We start from the raw sequence: 19,264 nt of genomic DNA on the forward strand, positions 1-19,264 counted from the left end.
GCGTGAACGGGACCCCGGATGCCGTCGTCGTCGGAGCCGGACCCAACGGGCTGGCGGGTGCGCTGCGGCTGGCCGCGGCCGGGCTCTCGGTGCGGGTGGTCGAGCGCGGTGACCGGGCCGGTGGGGGCCTGCGCACCGAGGAGGTGACGCTGCCCGGGTACCGGCACGACATCTGCGCCTCGGTGCACCCGATGGCCGCGACCGCGCCGTTCTTCCGCGAGTTCGACCTCGCCTCCCGGGGGGTCCGGCTGCTCCAGCCGGAGATCAACTTCGCCCACCCGCTGGACGGCGGCCGCGCTGCCCTCTCCCACCACTCGCTGGAGCAGACCGCGGCCGGGCTGGGCCGGGACGAGCGCGGCTACCGCCGGCTGTTCGGGCCGCTGCTGCGCCAGGCGGACGAGATCACCGACTTCTTCCTGACGTCGGCGTTCCGGCGGCTGCCGCCGGTCAAGGGCTTCGCCGGGATCGCCGGCTTCGGTCTGCAGGGGCTGCCCAGCGTCGGGTGGCTGGCCCGCCGGTACTTCGACGACGACGAGGCCCGTGCGCTGATCGCCGGCGCCGCCGCCCACGGGATGCTCGACCTCAGCCGCCCGCTCACCGCAGCACTCGGCATGTTCCTGGGGATGATGAGCCACCACCACGGCTGGCCGCTGATCGAGGGTGGTTCGCAGCAGCTGGCCGACGCGATGGTCACCGCGCTGGAGCAGCAGGGTGGTGAGGTCGTCACCGGCCACGAGGTCACCGACCTGCGCGAGTTCGACGGCGTCCCGGCCGTGCTGCTGGACACCTCACCGAGCGCGTTCGTCGCGATGGCCGGCAACCAGGTCACCGACGGCTACCGGCGCTGGGTGAAGCGGTACAAGCACGGGCCCGGGGTGTTCAAGGTCGACTGGGCGCTGTCCGAGCCGGTGCCGTGGACCGATCCCGACGTCCGCCGGGCCGGCACCGTGCACGTCGCCGGGACGATGGAGGAGACGATCGCCGGGGAGGCTGCACCGGCCGCGGGGCGGATCACCGACAAGCCCTACGTGCTCGCCGTCCAGCCCACGGTCGTCGACCCCTCCCGTGCGCCCGACGGCGGGCACGTCTTCTGGGCCTACGTGCACGTGCCGCACGGCTCGACCGTCGACATGACCGAGGCGATCGAGGCGCAGGTCGAGCGGTTCGCCCCGGGCTTCCGGGACACGATCCTGGCCCGGCACACCATGCACGCCGGGGAGATGGAGCGCTGGAACCCCAACGACATCGGCGGGGACATCTCCAACGGCGAGGCGTCGCTGCGGCAGATGCTCGCCCGGCCGGTGCCGCGGTGGAACACCTACAAGACCCCGGTCCGCGGCACCTACCTGGCGTCCTCGGCGACCCCGCCCGGGCCTGCGGTGCACGGCCACTGCGGCGACAACGCCGCCCGGGTGGCCTTGCGTGAGGTCTTCGGCATCCGGGACGCCCCGGCGCTCCGCCCCGCCCCGCGCCCCTGACCCCGGCGCTGCCCTCGCCGAGTGTCGAGTCGTCGACCTGTCGCCCCCGCGGGAGGGGTCGATGAGTCGACACTCAGCGGGCCAGTTCGGCCGCGATCCGGGTGATCAGCTGATCGGGCCGGTGCAGGTCGGCCGCGGTCACGAAGAGGACCCGCCAGCCCGCGGCGAGCAGTCGGTTGAGCCGGCGGCGGTCGGCGGCGAACTGGCCGGGCTCGGCGTGCCAGAGCCCGTCGTACTCCAACGCCAGCCGCTGCTCGGGCCAGGCGAAATCGACCCGGGCCACGAACACCCGCCCGTCGTGCACGGAGTGCTGGGCGACCGGCGTCGGCAGCCCGGCGCGGTGCAGCAGCAGCCGCAGCCGGGTCTCCTGGGGTGAGCCGGCCAGCCCGTCGGCCAGTGCTGCAGCAGCCCGGGCCCGCCGGCACCCTCGACCGGTGGCCGCGGCAGCCATGGCCCGGACGTCGCCGAGGTCGAGCAGGCCGGCGGCGGCGAGCTGGTCGATGAGCACCACGGCCTCGTCGAGCGGGCTCTCGGCGCCCAGCGACACCGCCGTCCGCTCGGGTGTGGTGACCGGGACACCGCGCCGGCGGGTGACGTCCGCAGGGAGGAGCTCTGCGCGGCGGACCCGTACGCCGCTGACCACGCTGGTCCGCGTCGCGGGCGGCACGGTCAGCTCCACGTCGTCCTCCGGGCCGGCTGCGGCCAAGCCCCACAGGACGGCGGCGCTGGCCCCGGTGACGACCGAGCCAGGGAGCAGTACCGACGCGGCGGCCACGGCCCGCAGCTGGTGCGTGACGGTCAGGTCGGCACACGCGTAGACGTCGCGGAAGAGCCGGTGCCAGGCGCTGCTGTCCAGTTGCCGCCGGGTGAGCAGCCCCGCCCCGACCGCTGCGGTGCCGCGGAAGACGCGTCCACGTAGCGCCGGTGGACGGCGCGCGGGTACGACCACCGGGCGAGCCTGGCCGACACGGGGCGGTGACCGTGCCCGCCGTCCACAGGCCTGCCGCGGCCGAGCCGCCGACTGTCGACTCGTCGACGTGTCCCTGCATCGACAGAGGTCGACAGCTCGACACTCGACGGCGGCGCCCGCGGAGGCGGGGGCCCGGCGGAGGCGAGGGAGCGTCGGCGGAGAACTAGCCTCCCGGTCATGGTGCGACCGCTGGGCCTGCCGTTCGACCCGATCGAGCGCGCCGCCGAGAGCTGGGCGCAGCACTTCGGCCCGGCCGCCTCGATGCGGGCGGCGACGAGCGTGTTCCGGGTGCAGCAGATCCTGCTGGCCCGCTTCGACGAGGCGCTCAAGCCGCACGGGCTCACCTTCGCCCGCTACGAGGTGCTGGTCCTGCTGACCTTCTCCCGGACCGGGCAGCTGCCGCTGAAGGTGATCGGCAGCCGGCTGATGGTGCACCCGACCAGCGTCACCAACGCGATCGAGCGGCTGGTGGCGGCCGGGTACGTCGAGCGGCGGCCCAACCCCGCCGACGGCCGCGGGGTGCTGGCCGCGATCACCGACGCCGGGCGGGACGTCGTCCCGGCAGCGACCGAGGCGCTGACCAGCCAGGACTTCGGGCTGGCCGACCTGCCCGAGGCGGAGCTGGACGTGCTGTTCGACGTGCTCAAGAAGGTCCGGCTCGGCGCGGGGGACGTCGCCGTCGACTGATCCGCCCAGGGGTGGCCGCAAAGTAGTTGGACGTCCTAGCATCTAGGGCATGACGCATCCCCCGGGCAACGAGGCCCGCAACCGGTGGCAGCAGCGCTACGACGCGGCGCTGGCCGCCGGGCGGGTGCGCGACGCCGACTTCAGCACGCTCTCCGGGATGGAGGTGCAGCCCGCCTACGGACCGGCCGACGAGGCCGCCGTCCCCGGTTTCGAGCGGATCGGCTATCCCGGCGAGTTCCCGTTCACCCGCGGGCTCCACGCCACCGGCTACCGCGGGCGGGCCTGGACGATCCGCCAGTTCGCCGGCTTCGGCAACGCCCGGCAGACCAACGAGCGGTTCCGGTCCCTGCTGGCCGAGGGCGGGGGCGGGCTGTCGGTCGCCTTCGACATGCCGACCCTGATGGGCCGGGACTCCGACGACCCGCTCGCGCTCGGCGAGGTCGGCCACTGCGGGGTGGCGATCGACTCCGCGGCGGACATGGACGTGCTCTTCGAGGGCATCCCGCTGGACCGGACCACGACGTCGATGACGATCAGCGGCCCCGCCGTCCCGGTGTTCTGCATGTACCTGGTCGCCGCCGAGCGCCAGGGTGCCGACCTCGCGAAGCTCGACGGCACGCTGCAGACCGACATCTTCAAGGAGTACATCGCGCAGAAGGAGTGGCTGTTCGCCCCGGAGCCGCACCTGCGGCTGATCGGCGACCTGATGGAGTACTGCGCCGCGGAGATCCCGGCCTACAAGCCGATCTCGGTGTCCGGCTACCACATCCGGGAGGCCGGCTCGACCGCCGCGCAGGAGCTGGCCTACACGCTGGTCGACGGCTTCGCCTACGTCGAGCTGGGGCTCTCCCGCGGGCTGGACGTCGACGTCTTCGCCCCGGGCCTGTCGTTCTTCTTCGACGCGCACATCGACTTCTTCGAGGAGATCGCCAAGTTCCGGGCCGCCCGGCGGATCTGGGCCCGCTGGCTGCGCGACGTCTACGGTGCCCGCACCGACAAGGCCCAGCAGCTGCGCTTCCACACGCAGACCGCCGGCGTCTCGCTCACCGCCCAGCAGCCGGACAACAACATCGTGCGGACGGCGGTCGAGGCGCTGGCCGCGGTTCTCGGCGGCACCAACTCGCTGCACACCAACGCGCTCGACGAGGTGCTCGCCCTGCCGAGTGCGAAGGCCGCGCAGATCGCGCTGCGCACCCAGCAGGTGATCGCCGAGGAGACCGGGGTGCTGAACGTGGCCGATCCGCTCGGTGGCTCCTGGTACGTCGAGGCGCTGACCGACGAGCTGGAGCGGCAGGCGGAGGAGGTGTTCACCCGGGTCCGGGACATGGGCGGCGACGGCACGATGACCGCCGGGATCCTGCGCGGGATCGAGGACGGCTGGTTCACCGGCGAGATCGCCGAGGCGGCGTTCGTCTACCAGCGCGCGCTGGAGAAGGGCGAGAAGAAGGTCGTCGGCGTGAACACGCTGACCGGTGCCGGCAGCGCGGCCGACGACCTGGAGATCCTCCGGGTGAGCCACCAGGTGGAGACCGACCAGCGGGCCGAGCTGGCCGGCCGGCGGCAGAGCCGGGACGACGCCGCAGCGCGGGCCGCCGTCGCCCGGATGGTCGAGGTGGCCCGGACCGGGGAGAACATGGTCCCGGCGATGCTGGAGGCCGCCCGGGCGGAAGCGACGCTGGGCGAGATCTGCGACGCCCTGCGCGCCGAGTGGGGCACCTACACCGAGACCGCCCGGTTCTGACGTACCCGCCGGGCAGCATGCCCGGCATGGCAGACCACACCGGGCACCGTCACCACGCCATCGACCACGTCGAGCTCACCGTCCTCGACCTCACGGAGGCGCAGCGCTTCTACGCCGACGCCTTCGGCTGGGAGTTCACCGCCTACGGCGACACCTACGCGGGCATCCGCGGTCCGTCCGGCGACCCGGCACCGGAGGTGGGCGGTCTGGCCGTGGGCACCGACGTGCGCCCGGGCGGCCCGCTGGTGCTGCTCTGGTCGGCCGACCTCGACCGCACCCTCGCTGCGGTGGAGGCCGCCGGGGGCCGCATCGTCCAGGGGCCCTACGACTTCCCGGGTGGCCGGCGGTTCCACTTCACCGACCCGAGCGGCAACGAGTTGGGGGTCTGGTCACCGGCCTGACCCGGACCCAGGGCGGTCCGTCGCCGGCGAGTGGGATGATCGAGGTCATGCAGCCCAACCGTCCCGCTCGAACCGATCCCCGGGCCGCTGCCCAGCAGGCCCAGATGGCGGCGTCGCTGGCCGGTGCGGTCGACCTCGCCGCTGTCCAGGCGCGCAACGAGGCGGCAGCCCGCGCCGCGGCCGCCCCGCCGCCGAGCGCCGCCGCACCCGCCGGTGCGCCCGGCAGCGCCGTCGTCGACGTCACCGAGGCGACCTTCCAGAGCGAGGTCCTCGACCGCTCCTTCCAGGTCCCCGTCGTCCTGGACCTGTGGGCCGAGTGGTGTGGACCGTGCAAGCAGCTGTCGCCGGTGCTCGAGCGGCTGGCCGCCGAGGGCGCCGGTTCCTGGGTGCTGGCCAAGGTCGACGTCGACGCCAACCCGGCCCTCGCCCAGGGCCTGCGGGTGCAGGGCATCCCGGCGGTCAAGGCCGTCTGGCAGGGCCAGCTGGTCGCCGAGTTCACCGGCGCCATCCCCGAGCAGGAGGCCCGGCAGTTCGTGACCGAGCTGGTGGCCGCCACCAGCGGCGGTGCGGTGCCCGGCGCCGCCGAGGACGAGGGTGAGGCGCAGGAGCCGGAGGACCCGCGGCTGGACGCGGCCGAGGCCGCCCTGGACCGGGGTGACCTGGCCGCCGCCGAGGCGGCCTACCAGTCGATCCTCGAGACCGAGCCCGAGCACCCGGTGGCCGGGCTGGCGCTGCGTCAGGTCCGGCTGTTCCGCCGGGCCGAGGAGGCCGGGCCGAACGCCCTGGCCGCCGCCGAGGCCGCGCCGGACGACATCGCCGCGCAGACCCGGGCGGCGGACTTCCTGCTCGGCACCGGTGACGTGGACGCCGCCTTCTCCTGGCTGCTCGACGTCGTCCGGCGGACGGCGGGCGAGGAGCGCGACGCAGCCCGGCAGCACCTGGTGGAGCTGTTCGGGATCGTGGGCGACGACGACCCGCGCGTCGGCCCGGCCCGCCGCGCCCTCATGACCGCCCTCTTCTGAGCCCCGCTCAGCAGTGATCAGGTCCCCTGATCAGACACTGTCCCCCCGCACCAACGTTGATGCGGGGGGACAGTCGGTGATCAGGTGACCTGATCACTGCGGCGGGGTGGGTCAGGCGCCGATGTCGCAGGCGGCCAGGCCCTCGACCACCCCGCTGCGGAAGACGTCGACCAGCTGGAAGCCGGTGAGCTCGACGCCGGGCAGCACTGCCGGGTCGGTGGCGTGCTCGAGCAGGAACGAGACGCTCTCGTCGGCGTCGCCGGGGGAGATGCTCAGCACGGTGCTCTGCTCGCCGAGCACCGCCGCGGTGAACGCGCCGGACAGGCAGACGGCGGACCGCAGCGCGTCCTCGCCGTCCACGGACAGGCCCAGCTGGTCGCGGGCGGCGAGCGCGTAGGGGATCGCCACCGCGGTCAGCACGGCGTAGTCCCCGCCCTCCTCGGCGGCGTACAGCGGCCGGGTCAGGTCGACCTCGTCGTAGCGCACGGTCGCGTCGGCGGAGCAGTAGAGCAGGTCGACCTCGTCGTCCTCGCCTGCGCAGTCGGGGGCCACCCCGGAGAACGGCTCGATGTCCGGCGGCGTGAAGTCCTCGCCCAGCTGGTCGAAGGCCCGCTGCCAGAACTCACCCAGCCCCTCGGGCAGGAAGGCGCCGACCGTCTGGTCGTAGGGCGCGTCCCCGCCGGTGGCGAACTCCAGGTCGCTCTGGAACGCACCCTGGGTGTAGGGCCGGTCGGCGCCGAACGAGTCGCGGCAGGCCTCCGGCCCGTCGTCGAACCCCTGCTGGAAGGCCGACACCCGGTCGAAGTAGGACCCGTGCGCCTCGCCCTCGTCGAGGCCGGTGCCCACCGGGTCGCGCAACAGCAGGTAGCCGCGCAGCACGTCGTCCAGCTCGGCCGGGCGGATGGAGTTGTGCGCGGCGTTGCCCGCGGCGACCCAGGCCGTCCAGGCGCCGGCGAAGCAGTCGGCCTGGGTCTCGATCGCGATCGACGCCGGCAGCGGGTAGCCCACCCGGCCCTGGACGGCGTGCCCGAACTCGTGGGCCATCACCAGGGCGGGGATGAACCGGCCGTAACCCTCGCTGCCGACGGTGCCGAAGGCCAGGGCGCCCAGGAACGAGCGGTCGTACTGGATCGCGTCACCGTTGGCGTACTCGCCGCCCGGCGGGCAGTAGAAGGCGTTGTCCAGGACGGAGTCCGGCGTCTCCCCGCAGCCCACCTGCCCGTTCGGGTACTGGGCGGGGTCCAGGTCGCCCGGGTCGACGGAGTAGTAGCCGCCGGCCAGCGGGGTGAAGCCCTGGCCGAACGTCGGGGTGAACTGCGCGGTCCAGTAGGTGGTGAGGTCGGCGAGCGCGTTCCGGGCGAGGCGGTCCACCTCGTCGTCGGTCGCGCCGATGATCGGGAACTCCTCGGGCGTGACGTCGCCCAGCGGGCCGGCTTCAGGGCTGGCCCGACCCTCGATCACGGTCACCGCGCAGCCGGAGAGCAGGGCCGACCCGAGGAGCACGCTCGCGACGGCACCGGCGAGCAGCCGGCGGGGCGAGGAGGACATGTGTTCCGATCCGTTCAGGCCGCCCGCGGCGGCAGCACCCCTCCATCCTGCCGGACCGTGCCGGGTCCGGCAGGCAGGGCAGCCCGGTGGCGAGCGCCGGTCGAGCCGCCGGGACGGCGACGGGGCGGGGACCCTCGCAGGTCCCCGCCCCGTTCCCGGTCGGCCGGGCGATCACCCCCGGCCGGTCAGCCTCGTTCGATCAGCTCAGCTCAACGCTCGATCGGCTCCAGCCCGCTGCCCGGACCCTCGGCCGCGCCGGAGGCCTCGGCCGCGGCGATCTCTGCCTGGTCGGCCGGTGTGCCCTCGTCCGGGCGCTCCGGCTCCGGGCCCTCGTGCACGAACCACACGGTGCCCAGCGGCGGCGCGGTCAGCGTCGCCGACCACGGCTGCCCGTGCCAGGACTGCGCGACTGCGTCGATGCCGCCGAGGTTGCCCACCCCGGAACCGCCGTAGCCCTCGAAGTCGGTGTTGATCACCTCGCGCCAGCGCCCGCCGCGGGGCAGCCCGATCCGGTACTTCTCGTGCGGCTGGCCGGAGAAGTTCGCCACGCAGGCCAGCAGCTGCCCGCCCTTGCCCACGCGCAGGAAGGTGAGCGTGTTGCCACCGGCGTCGTTCGCGTCGATCCACTGGAAGCCGGCGGGGTCGACGTCCTGGCTCCAGAGCGCCTCGCTGTCCCGATAGACCGTGTTGAGGTCGGTCACCAGCTCCAGCACGCCACGGTGCGCCGGGTCGTCGAGGTGCCACCAGTCCAGCGACCGGCTCTCGGCCCACTCCGACAGCTGCCCGAACTCCGAGCCCATGAACAGCAGCTGCTTGCCGGGGTGGGCCCACATGTAGCCCAGGTAGGCGCGCAGGTTGGCCAGCTGCTGCCAGCGGTCGCCGGGCATCTTCCCGAGCATGGAGCCCTTGCCGTACACGACCTCGTCGTGGCTGATCGGCAGCACGTAGTTCTCCGAGTACGCGTAGACCATGGAGAACGTCAGCTGGCCGTGGTGGTAGCTGCGGTACACCGGCTCGTTGGCCATGTAGCCCAGCGAGTCGTGCATCCAGCCCATGTTCCACTTGAAGCCGAAGCCCAGCCCGCCGAGGTACGTGGGCCGGGTGACGCCCGGCCACGCGGTCGACTCCTCGGCGATCGAGATGACGCCGGGCACCTCGCGGTAGAGGGTGGCGTTCATCTCCTGCAGGAAGGCCACGGCGTCGAGGTTCTCCCGGCCGCCGTACTGGTTGGGCGTCCACTCGCCGTCGTTGCGCGAGTAGTCCAGGTAGAGCATCGAGGCGACCGCGTCGACGCGGATGCCGTCGATGTGGAACTCCTTCGCCCAGAACAGCGCGTTGGCGACCAGGAAGTTGCGCACCTCGGGGCGGCCGAAGTCGAACACGTAGGTGCCCCAGTCGGGCTGCTCACCGCGCTTGGGGTCCGCGTGCTCGTACAGCGGCGTGCCGTCGAAGCGGGCCAGCGCCCAGTCGTCCTTCGGGAAGTGCGCGGGCACCCAGTCGACGATGACGCCGATGCCGGCCTGGTGGGCGGCGTCGATGAGGTACCGCAGGTCGTCGGGGGAGCCGAAGCGCGACGTGGGGGCGTAGTAGGAGGTCACCTGGTAACCCCACGAGCCGCCGAAGGGGTGCTCGGCCAGCGGCATGAACTCCAGGTGGGTGAACCCGGCGTCCTTCACGTAGGCGACCAGCTCGTCGGCCATCTCGCGGTAGGAGAGCCCCTGCCGCCAGGAGGCCGCGTGCACCTCGTAGACGCTCATCGGCTGCTCGTGCCACTTGACCTCGGCGCGCTGGGCCAGCCACTCGGCATCGTTCCACTCGTGGGTGGAGGCCGTCACCACCGAGGCGTTGGCCGGCGGCACCTCGGTGGCGAAGGCCATCGGGTCGCTCTTGACCTGCCACTGCCCGTCGGCGCCGAGGACGTGGAACCGGTACCGGGTGCCGACCTGGGCGCCGGGCACGAAGATCTCCCAGACACCGGAGGAGCCCAGCGACCGCATCGGGTAGGCGCGGGCCTGCCAGTAGTCGAAGTCGCCGGTGACCTTCACGCCCCGGGCGTTGGGCGCCCAGACGGCGAAGGAGACGCCGTCCACGCGGCCGCCGGGGGTGTCGTAGCCGATCACGTGCGCACCGAGGACGGTCCACAGCTTCTCGTGCCGGCCCTCGCGGATGAGGTGCTGGTCGAGCTGGCCCAGCGTGGGCAGCCAGCGGTACGGGTCGTCGACGGTGAAGGTGTCAGTGCCGCCCTGCCCGTCGGGGTAGACGACCTCGATCCGGTAGTCGCCGGGCTGCTGGGGGAGCCGGGCCTCGTAGACACCGCCGCGGAAGATCTGGCGGGCCTCGTGGCGGCTGCCGTCCTGGTCGACGACCGCGACGGCCTCGGCGTCCGGGCGCAGCGTGCGCACGGCCCAGCCCTCGGGCAGGCGGTGCACGCCGAGCACGCCGTGCGGGTCGAAGGACCAGCCGTCGACGACCGCGGCCAGCTGCTCCTGGCTCACCTCACTGGCGGAGGGGGTGGCCTCGGCAGGCACCGAGGTGCTGACCGGGACCTCGCCCTCGGGGAGTGCCTCCACGAGGCCGGCGGCAGCCGGCTCGGGTGCCTCGTCCGGCGCCGGCGGCAGGTCGGCGACCTCGCCGGTGGCCAGGTCGGCGGTGGTGGTGGCCGCCGCGCCGGGCTCGGAGGAGGTCTGCGCCGGGGAGCTGCCCCCGGTGCCCCCCTGCGCGCCGTCCTCGGGGGCCTGCGGGGTGCTCGGCTCGGCCGGGTCGGGGCTCGGCGGCTCCGGCTGCGGGGCAGACGGAGCTGTGGGGTCGCCCGGCTCGGCGATCGGCGCCGGTGCGATCACCGGCGCAGCGGTGACCTTCTTGGCCGCCTTCCGCGGTGCCCGCTTGGCCGGGGCGTCCCCGGCCTCGGCCGGCGCGGCCTTCTTCGCCGCCCGCTTGGCGGTGGTGCGAGCCGCGGGAGCGGTCTCCGCCGCATCGTCGGTGATGCTCGTCTGGTCACCGGCGGGCGCCTCGGCGGCGACGGTGGTCTTCGCCGGTGCCTTGCGGGCCGTCGTCTTCTTCGCCGGTGCGTCGGCGGCGGCCTTCTTCGCCGGCGCCTTCTTCGCAGCGGCCTTGCGGGTGGCCTTCGTGGCCGGGGCGGGCGCGTCGTCGGTCGCGCTCGCCTGGCGGACCTCCTCGGTCTTCTCCTCGACCCGGCGCATGAGCTCGGCCTTGTCGGCGGGCTCGCTGGTGGTGTCCGTGCCCTGCGGGGTGCTGGCGTCGTCGGTGCTCATCGGTTGTCCTTCCAGGTCCGAATCGGTGTCGTGCTGGTCGTCCGGCCGGGGGTCGTCATCGGCCGGCCGTCAGCCGGGACAGCGAACTGAGCGGGATCATCAGCCAGTGCGGTCGGTTGCGCGCCTCGTACACACACTCGTACACCGCCTTGTCGGCCTCGAAGGCCCGCAGCAGCGCGGAGTCGCTGGACAGGGTGAGGCCACCGGCGGCGGAGTAGCCCTCGCAGAAGGCGCGCCGGTTGCGCTCGGCCCACTCGTGCGCCCGGTAGACCCGCTGCGGGTCGTCGGGCTGCTCGACCAGCATGTGCCGGGCGGCGTAGTCGAAGGAACGCAGCATCCCCGCGACGTCGCGCAGCGGGGTGTCCAGCTCGCGCCGCTCGGCCAGCGGACGAGCCGGCTCGCCCTCGAAGTCCAGCACGATCCACCCCGTGGTGGTCCGCAGCACCTGGCCCAGGTGGAGGTCGCCGTGCACCCGCTGGCGCACCACCGGCTCGGTCGTGTCGGCGACCGCGGCGTACAGGCTGCGCAGCGCGTCGGCGTGCTCGGCGAGGTCGGGGACGACGGCCAGCGCCGCCTCCAGCCGGGCGGTCATCTGCCCGGCGACGGCGGCGTACCAGTCGCGGTCGGCCGGCTCGGTGGGGAGCACCCGGGCCAGGTCGGCGTGCACCGAGGCGGTCGCCTCGCCCAGCCGCTCGCTCTCCCCGGCGAAGTCGCCGCCGACCTCGTCGGCGTGCAGGTCGGCCTCGGCGTACAGGTCGCGGACGCTGGAGGTGGCCAGCCGCCACCCGTCGCTGGCGTTGGGCAGGAAGGTCTGCAGCATCGCGACGGTGGCCGGCTCCAGCCCGTTCGGGTCGTCGATCTCGATGTACCCGAGCAGCCCGGCGATGTGCTGGTTCTCCGCCTGCCGCAGCGCGTCGTGGATCTCCACGTCGGGGTTCAACCCCGGCTCGAGCCGGCGGAACAGCTTGAGGATCGCGCTCTCGCCGTAGACCAGCGAGGTGTTGCTCTGCTCGGTGGAGATGACGTCCCCGGGCAGGCCCTCGGGGATGTAGGCGACGCCGGCCGGGTGGAAGCGCATGGGCCCGACGGTGGAGGCCGCGACCAGGTGGGTCAGCCACGGCACGGTGGCGTCCCGGTCCCGCATGGCGTCGTAGGCGTAGTTCTCACCGTGGGAGCCGGAGACCGCGCCGACGAAGGCGCCGGCGAGCTCCTCGGCCGGCGCGCTGCGCCAGGACAGCGGCACCAGGTAGGTGTCACTGGCCCCGTCGGTGTACTCGACACGGACGCGGTGCACCGAGAGCGCCGGGTCGGACTGGTCCAGGAAGAAGCCCTCCTCGGTCACCCCCGCCCACTCACGGCCCTTGCCGCCGAACCAGCGCTGACCGGGCATCCAGTCGGCCAGCATGTCGGTCAGAGCGCTCATCAGGACTCTCCGTGGGTCGGGTTCGTGGGGGCCTCGGCGCCGAGGCCGGAGGAGGTGTCGGCGGGGCCGACCACCCCGGCCTCGAGCAGCGACTGCGCCACGCTGCTGCTGGCGGTGGTCTCCCAGTCCTCTTCCTCCTCCTCGACCGCCGGGGCGGCGGGCTTGGAGAGCTCGAACCAGTAGAAGCCGTGCCCGCCGAGCGTGAGCATGTAGGGCAGGACGCCGATCTGCGGGAACTGCACCCGCCCGGTCAGCTCGACGGGGGTGTAGCCCTCGAAGCGGCGGAGGTCGAGCTCCACCGGCTGCGGGAACCGGGACAGGTTGTTGACGCACAGCACCACGTCGTCCCCGAACTCGCGCACGAAGGAGAGCACCGTCGGGTTCCGCGAGCCGATCTCGGTGTAGCCGCCGACACCGAAGGTCGGGTGCTGCTTGCGCACCGCGATCATCGTGCGGATCCAGTTCAGCATCGAGTTCGAGTTCCGCAGCTGGGCCTCGACGTTGGTGACCTGGAAGCCGTACTCCGGGTCGGCCACCAGCGGCAGGTGCATCCGCTGCGGGTCGGCGGTGGAGAAGCCGCCGTTGCGGTCCGGGGTCCACTGCATCGGGGTCCGGACGCCGTCCCGGTCACCGAGCCAGATGTTGTCGCCCATGCCGATCTCGTCGCCGTAGTACATGACCGGCGAGCCCGGCAGGGACAGCAGCAGGGCGGTGAAGAGCTCGAGGGTGTCGATGTCGTTGTCGAGCAGGGGCGCCAGCCGCCGGCGGATGCCGATGTTGGCCTTCATCCGGGGGTCCTTGGCGTACTCCCCCCACATGTAGTCGCGCTCCTCGTCGGTGACCATCTCCAGGGTCAGCTCGTCGTGGTTGCGCAGGAAGACGCCCCACTGGCAGTTGTCCGGGATGTCCGGCGTCTGCGCCATGATCTCCGAGATCGGGAAGCGCTGCTCCCGGCGGACGGCCATGAACAGGCGAGGCATGACCGGGAAGTGGAAGGCCATCTGGCACTCGTCGCCGTTCTCGCCGAAGTACTCGACGACGTCGGCCGGCCACTGGTTCGCCTCGCACAGCAGCACCCGGTCGGGGTACTCGGCGTCGACGATCTTCCGCACCTTCTTGAGGAACTCGTGGGTGCGGGGGAGGTTCTCGCAGTTGGTCCCCTCCTCCTCGAAGAGGTAGGGGACGGCGTCGAGCCGGAAGCCGTCGATGCCCAGGTCCAGCCAGAAGCGCAGGGCGTCGATGATCGCCTCCTGCACCTTCGGGTTCTCGAAGTTCAGGTCGGGCTGGTGGCTGAAGAACCGGTGCCAGAAGTACTGCTTGCGGACCGGGTCGAACGTCCAGTTCGAGCTCTCGGTGTCCACGAAGATGATCCGGGCGTCGGCGTAGCCGGTGTCGTCGTCGGCCCAGACGTAGAAGTCGCCGTAGGGCCCTTCGGGGTCGCTGCGACTGGCCTGGAACCAGGGGTGCTGGTCCGAGGTGTGGTTCATGACGAAGTCGATGATCATCCGCATCCCACGCGAGTGGGAGGCCCCGATCAGCTCCTTGAAGTCCTCGATGTCCCCGAACTCGGGGAGCACCGCGGTGTAGTCGCTGACGTCGTAACCGCCGTCACGCAGCGGGGAGGCGAAGAACGGGGGCAGCCAGAGGCAGTCGACGCCGAGCCACTGCAGGTAGTCGAGCTTGCCCAGCATGCCGCGCAGGTCGCCGATGCCGTCGGCGTTGCTGTCGGCGAAGCCGCGGACGAGCACCTCGTAGAACACGGCGCGCTTGAACCACTCTGGGTCGCTGCCCGGGGGCGGCAGCGCTGACTGGTTGGCCGACTGCTCGCCCGTGCCGGGGGTCGACTGTGCGGGGACGGGGAGGGTCATGAGGGGGAGTCCTAGAGGTTGAGCTGGGCTGGCGGGGTGGGGCCTGCCTGCCGGGGCCCGCCGCGAGCTGGCGAGCGGTGGGTGGCAGGCAGGCCCTTCTTCACTGCGGCGTGGGGGACGTGGACAGGCTGCGGTGGACGGTGAAGACGTGCGCGGGCTCCCGGTAGGGGTCCAGCTCGACGTAGTTGGCCTGGCCCCAGTCGTAGTGGGCCCCGGTGATGTCGTCGGTGACCGAGAAGCGGTCCGACCAGTCCAGTCCCAGCGCCGGCATGTCCAGCGCCGTGGTGCCGATCTGGGTGTAGGTGCTGTTGAGCGACACCACCACGAGCACGCAGTCGTCGGACCCGGGGTCGGTCTTGGAGAAGCAGAGCACGTTCGGGTTGTCGATCGCGTGGAACCGGAGCGTGCGCAGCTGCTGGAGGGCCGGGTGTGCGCGCCGGATCTCGTTCAGCCGGCGCAGGTAGGGCGCCAACGATCGTCCGGAGGAGTCCGCGGCGGCCCAGTCGCGCGGTCGCAGCTGGAACTTCTCGGTGTCCAGGTACTCCTCGCTGCCCGGCCGCAGGCCGACGTGCTCGAACAGCTCGTACCCGGAGTAGACGCCCCAGGTCGGGCTCATCATCGAGGCCAGCACCGCGCGGATCTTGAACATCGGCGGGCCGCCCACCTGCAGGCTCTCGTGCAGGATGTCCGGGGTGTTCACGAAGAAGTTCGGCCGCATGTAGTGCGCGTTCTCGGCCAGCTCCCGGCCGTACTCCTCCAGCTCCCAGCGCTCGGTGCGCCAGGTGAAGTAGGTATAGCTCTGGGTGAAGCCGATCCGCGCCAGCTGGTGCATCATCGCCGGCCGGGTGAACGCCTCGGCGAGGAAGAGCACGTCGGGGTCGGTCTTCTTGACCTCCCAGATCAGCCAGTGCCAGAAGTTCAGCGGCTTGGTGTGCGGGTTGTCCACCCGGAACACCCGGACCCCGGCGTCCATCCAGTGCCGCACGACCCGCAGCACCTCGGCGTAGATGCCCTCGGGGTCGTTGTCGAAGTTGATCGGGTAGATGTCCTGGTACTTCTTCGGCGGGTTCTCCGCGTAGGCGATCGTGCCGTCGGGCTTGGTGGTGAACCACTCGGGGTGCGAGGTGACCCAGGGGTGGTCCGGCGCCGCCTGCAGGGCGAGGTCGAGCGCGACCTCCATGCCCAGCTCGCGCGTCCGGCCGACGAAGGCCTTGAAGTCGTCGAGGGTGCCGAGCTGGGGGTGGACGGCGTCGTGGCCGCCCTCGTCGCTGCCGATCGCCCACGGTGAGCCGACGTCGTCGGGCTGCGCCACCAGGGTGTTGTTCTTCCCCTTGCGGTTGACCTTGCCGACCGGGTGGATCGGCGGCAGGTACACCACGTCGAAGCCCATCTCGGCGATCGCCGGCAGCCGCTCGGCGGCCTGGGCGAAGGTCCCGTGCGTCGGGCTGCCACCGACGACCGGGCCCTCCGAACGGGGGAAGAGCTCGTACCAGGAGCCGTAGAGGGCCCGGGAGCGGTCGACCCACAGCTCGTACCGCTGCGACCCGGTGACCAGCCGGCGCACCGGGTGGTCGTGCAGGACCTGCTGCAGGGCCGGGGAGAGGGCCGGGGCGATCCGGGCGGTCAGCTCCAGCGACCCGTCGCGCAGCACGGCGGCCGCACCGGTGAGCGCCTCGCGGTGCTCCTCGGGTGCGGCGGCGGACACCTCCTCGAGCAGCCGGGCGCCGGACTCCAGGTCGTTGGCCAGCTCCTCCGGGCCCTGGCCGGCCTCGACCTTGACCTCGACGTCGTGGTGCCAGGTGCTCAGCGGGTCGTCCCAGGCCTCGACCTGGTACGTCCACAGCCCCTCGCGGTCGGGCACGACCGTGGCGGTCCAGCGGTCGGGTTCCGGGCCGAACTTCGTCATCCGGAGCAGCGGCGCAGCCGACGGCTCCTCGCCGGGGGGCGTGAAGACGACGTTGGCGGCCACGGCGTCGTGGCCCTCACGGAAGACGGTGGCGGTGATCGGCAGGTGTTCACCGACCACGGCGCGGGTCGAGAACGACCCGCAGGACACGACGGGGGCGACATCAGAGATGCCGAGGCGGAGGTCAGCGCGGCCAGTCATCGGGGCAACGCTATCCAGATCATCAGCTGGGCACACGTCGGCGGGGGGCGGGCTCCACCGGGAGGGGGAGTGACGGGTGGGGGCGGAGTGGCCCCAGGCGGGGCCGGACCGATCGCCGTCCAGCACCGTGCGTGAGCGTCGTCACGCTAGGGTCTCGGAGGTGCGAGCCCTCCGCAGACTCACCGTCCGCGCCTCCCTCCCCGAGGCACTGATGCCGCTGTCGCAGCTGGTCACCAACCTGCGCTGGTCCTGGCACCCCGAGACCCGCGACCTGTTCGAGGCGCTGGACCCCGAGCTCTGGACCAGCTGTGGTGGCGACCCGGTCAGGGTCCTCGGCGAGGTCAGCGCCGAGCGGCTGGCCGCGCTGGCCGACGACCCGGGCTTCCTGGCGCAGCTGACGACGGTCGCCGCCGACCTCCGCGAGTACCTCGACGCACCGCACTGGTACCAGTCCCTGGGCGCCGATGCGCCGGCCACCATCGCCTACTTCTCCGCCGAGTTCGGCATCACCGAGGTGCTGCCGCAGTACTCCGGCGGGCTGGGCATCCTGGCCGGGGACCACCTCAAGGCGGCGTCGGACCTGGGCGTCCCGCTGATCGGCGTCGGTCTGCTGTACCGGTCGGGCTACTTCTCCCAGGGCCTGTCCGCCGACGGCTGGCAGCTGGAGCACTACCCGGCGCTGGACCCGCACGGCCTCCCGCTGAAGCTCGTGCGCGACGCCGACCGCAACGCCGTGGTGATCGCCGTGCCGCTGCCCGAGGGGCGCACGCTGTACGCCCACGTCTACCGGGCCCAGGTCGGCCGGGTGTCGCTGCTGCTGCTCGACAGCGACATCGAGGAGAACAGCCCGGCCGAGCGCGGGGTCACCGACCGGCTCTACGGCGGCGGCGAGGACCACCGGCTCCGCCAGGAGATGCTCCTGGGCATCGGTGGCGTGCGTGCCCTGCGGGCTTTCTGCTCGCTGACCGGCACCCCGCCGCCGGAGGTCTTCCACGCCAACGAGGGACACGCCGGCTTCCAGGGCATCGAGCGGATCCGGGAGCTCACCGAGTCCCACGGCCTGTCCTTCACCGAGGCGCTGCAGGCCGTGCGCGGTGGCACGGTCTTCACCACCCACACGCCGGTCCCCGCGGGCATCGACCGGTTCCCCAAGTCGCTGATCGAGCGCTACTTCGCCGGCTTCGGCGTCCCGGTCGACCAACTGCTGACGCTGGGTCAGGAACCAGACCCCGGCACGTTCAACATGGCGCACATGGGCTTGCGGCTGGGCCAGCGGGCCAACGGGGTGAGCCAGCTGCACGGGCACGTCAGCCGGGACATGTTCGGTCCGCTGTGGCCGGGCTTCGACCCCGACGACGTCCCGATCGGGTCGATCACCAACGGCGTGCACGCCCCGACCTGGACCGCACGCGAGCTGGTGGAGCTCGGCACCCAGACCACCAGCCAGGGCGATCCGCTCGAGGTGGACGGCGAGGTGCACTTCGACGGCGTCGACCGGATCCCCGCCGCGGAGCTGTGGCGCACCCGCCGGCTGCTGCGGGGCCGGCTGGTCGAGGAGGTGCGCCGGCGGGTGCGGGCCACGGCGCTGTCCCGCGGGGCGGCCGAGGCCGAGCTCGACTGGACCGAGACCGCGTTCGACCCCGACGTGCTGACCATCGGCTTCGCCCGTCGGGTGCCCTCGTACAAGCGGCTGACGCTGATGCTCCGCGACCCCGATCGGCTGAAGGCGCTCCTGCTGGACGAGGAGCGGCCGGTCCAGCTGGTCATCGCCGGCAAGAGCCACCCGGCCGACGACGGCGGCAAGCAGCTGATCCAGCAGATGGTGAAGTTCGCCGACGACCCGGAGATCCGGCACCGGATCGCCTTCCTGCCCAACTACGACATCGGCATGGCCCGCCACCTGTACTGGGGGTGCGACGTCTGGCTGAACAACCCGCTGCGGCCGCTGGAGGCCTGCGGCACCTCGGGGATGAAGTCGGCGCTCAACGGCGGGCTCAACCTCTCCATCCGCGACGGGTGGTGGGACGAGTGGTTCGACGGCCAGAACGGCTGGGCGATCCCGACCGCCGACGGCGTCGAGGACCCGGAGCGGCGGGACGACGTCGAGGCGCAGGCTATCTACGACCTCCTCCACCGGCAGGTGGTGCCGCGCTTCTACGAGGTCGACGCCGACGGCCTGCCCACCCGCTGGGTGGAGATGGTGCGGGACACCCTGCGGGAGACCGGACCGAAGGTGCTGGCCACCCGGATGGTGCGGGACTACGTGCAGCGGCTCTACGTGCCGGCCGCCGGCGCTGCCCGCTCGATGGCCGCCGGCGGGTACGAGGCGGCCCGTGCCGAGGCGGCCTGGCGGGCGAAGCTCCTGGAGCACTGGTCCGGTGTGCGGGTGGCGCACGTGGAGGCCACCGGAGTGGGCGAGACGCCGGAGATCGGTGGGGGCATCGACCTGCGGGCCGAGGTCGAGCTGCCCGGGCTGGCGCCGTCCGACGTCCTGGTCGAGGCGGCCTACGGCCGGGTCGACGACGCCGACGGGCTGCACGAGGTGACCACGCTGGCGCTGCGGCACGAGAGCGCGGACGGCTCGCGGCACTGGTTCACCGGCACCGTGCCGCTGAAGCGCACCGGCGCGTTCGGGTACACGGTGCGGGTGCTCCCGCACTCGGCGCACCTGGTGGTGCCCGCGGAGCTCGGCGTCGTCGTCAACGCCTGAGCGGGGGGAGCGCGCTGGTCATCTGCCCCCGGTCGGT

The 19,264-nt window shown here is 72.7% G+C and carries 12 protein-coding genes; 6 read left to right on the top strand and 6 right to left on the bottom strand.

What is annotated here, in order from left to right; translation table 11 throughout:
- The first annotated feature begins 2 nt into the window (after positions 1-2).
- Positions 3-1,478 (top strand): phytoene desaturase family protein, encoded by a 1,476-nt coding sequence (locus O2W20_RS06160; protein ID WP_269170847.1) that lies wholly within the window; start codon positions 3-5, stop codon positions 1,476-1,478.
- A gap of 73 nt (positions 1,479-1,551) precedes the next feature.
- Here O2W20_RS06160 and O2W20_RS06165 read toward each other — a convergent pair whose 3' ends face one another.
- Positions 1,552-2,427 (bottom strand): hypothetical protein, encoded by an 876-nt coding sequence (locus O2W20_RS06165; protein ID WP_269170848.1) that lies wholly within the window; start codon positions 2,425-2,427, stop codon positions 1,552-1,554.
- A gap of 198 nt (positions 2,428-2,625) precedes the next feature.
- Here O2W20_RS06165 and O2W20_RS06170 point away from each other — a divergent pair, with 198 nt between their 5' ends.
- The 4 genes from O2W20_RS06170 to O2W20_RS06185 are packed head-to-tail and all read left to right on the top strand — an operon-like array spanning position 2,626 to position 6,299.
- The gene (locus tag O2W20_RS06170; RefSeq protein ID WP_269170849.1) at positions 2,626-3,135 is read left to right on the top strand and encodes a MarR family winged helix-turn-helix transcriptional regulator; all 510 of its coding nucleotides are present in this window, start codon (positions 2,626-2,628) and stop codon (positions 3,133-3,135) included.
- A 49-nt stretch (positions 3,136-3,184) separates the two neighbouring features.
- Complete coding sequence (locus tag O2W20_RS06175; RefSeq protein ID WP_269170850.1) at positions 3,185-4,876, top strand: acyl-CoA mutase large subunit family protein; 1,692 nt, start codon at positions 3,185-3,187, stop codon at positions 4,874-4,876.
- Between the two features lie 26 nt (positions 4,877-4,902).
- A complete protein-coding gene (locus O2W20_RS06180; protein ID WP_269170851.1) occupies positions 4,903-5,277 on the top strand; it encodes a VOC family protein in 375 nt (124 codons plus the stop codon).
- Between the two features lie 47 nt (positions 5,278-5,324).
- The gene (locus O2W20_RS06185) at positions 5,325-6,299 is read left to right on the top strand and encodes a tetratricopeptide repeat protein (RefSeq protein WP_269170852.1); all 975 of its coding nucleotides are present in this window, start codon (positions 5,325-5,327) and stop codon (positions 6,297-6,299) included.
- Positions 6,300-6,410: 111 nt separating this feature from the next.
- On the opposite strand, the gene O2W20_RS06190 is transcribed toward O2W20_RS06185, so the two are convergent.
- The 5 genes from O2W20_RS06190 to O2W20_RS06210 form a co-directional block, all read right to left on the bottom strand.
- Positions 6,411-7,847 carry a neutral zinc metallopeptidase gene (locus O2W20_RS06190; RefSeq protein ID WP_269170853.1) on the bottom strand — a complete coding sequence of 479 codons (1,437 nt, stop codon included), beginning with the start codon at positions 7,845-7,847 and terminating at the stop codon, positions 6,411-6,413.
- A gap of 209 nt (positions 7,848-8,056) precedes the next feature.
- Positions 8,057-11,119, bottom strand: a complete 3,063-nt coding sequence (gene glgB, locus O2W20_RS06195; protein WP_269170854.1) for a 1,4-alpha-glucan branching protein GlgB — start codon at positions 11,117-11,119, stop codon at positions 8,057-8,059.
- A gap of 55 nt (positions 11,120-11,174) precedes the next feature.
- Positions 11,175-12,542, bottom strand: coding sequence for a maltokinase N-terminal cap-like domain-containing protein (locus O2W20_RS06200; RefSeq protein ID WP_269170855.1), 1,368 nt, complete (start codon positions 12,540-12,542; stop codon positions 11,175-11,177).
- The gene (treS, locus tag O2W20_RS06205; RefSeq protein ID WP_269170856.1) at positions 12,542-14,410 is read right to left on the bottom strand and encodes a maltose alpha-D-glucosyltransferase; all 1,869 of its coding nucleotides are present in this window, start codon (positions 14,408-14,410) and stop codon (positions 12,542-12,544) included. Before treS ends, O2W20_RS06200 begins: the two co-directional genes overlap by 1 nt.
- 100 nt (positions 14,411-14,510) lie before the next feature.
- Complete coding sequence (locus tag O2W20_RS06210; RefSeq protein WP_269170857.1) at positions 14,511-16,517, bottom strand: alpha-1,4-glucan--maltose-1-phosphate maltosyltransferase; 2,007 nt, start codon at positions 16,515-16,517, stop codon at positions 14,511-14,513.
- A 160-nt stretch (positions 16,518-16,677) separates the two neighbouring features.
- Between O2W20_RS06210 and glgP the strand changes: the two genes are divergently transcribed.
- A complete protein-coding gene (gene glgP / locus O2W20_RS06215; protein WP_269170858.1) occupies positions 16,678-19,227 on the top strand; it encodes an alpha-glucan family phosphorylase in 2,550 nt (849 codons plus the stop codon).
- The last annotated feature ends 37 nt before the right edge of the window (positions 19,228-19,264 follow it).

The organism is Modestobacter sp. VKM Ac-2982 (assembly GCF_026967935.1).
Lineage (GTDB): Bacteria > Actinomycetota > Actinomycetes > Mycobacteriales > Geodermatophilaceae > Modestobacter.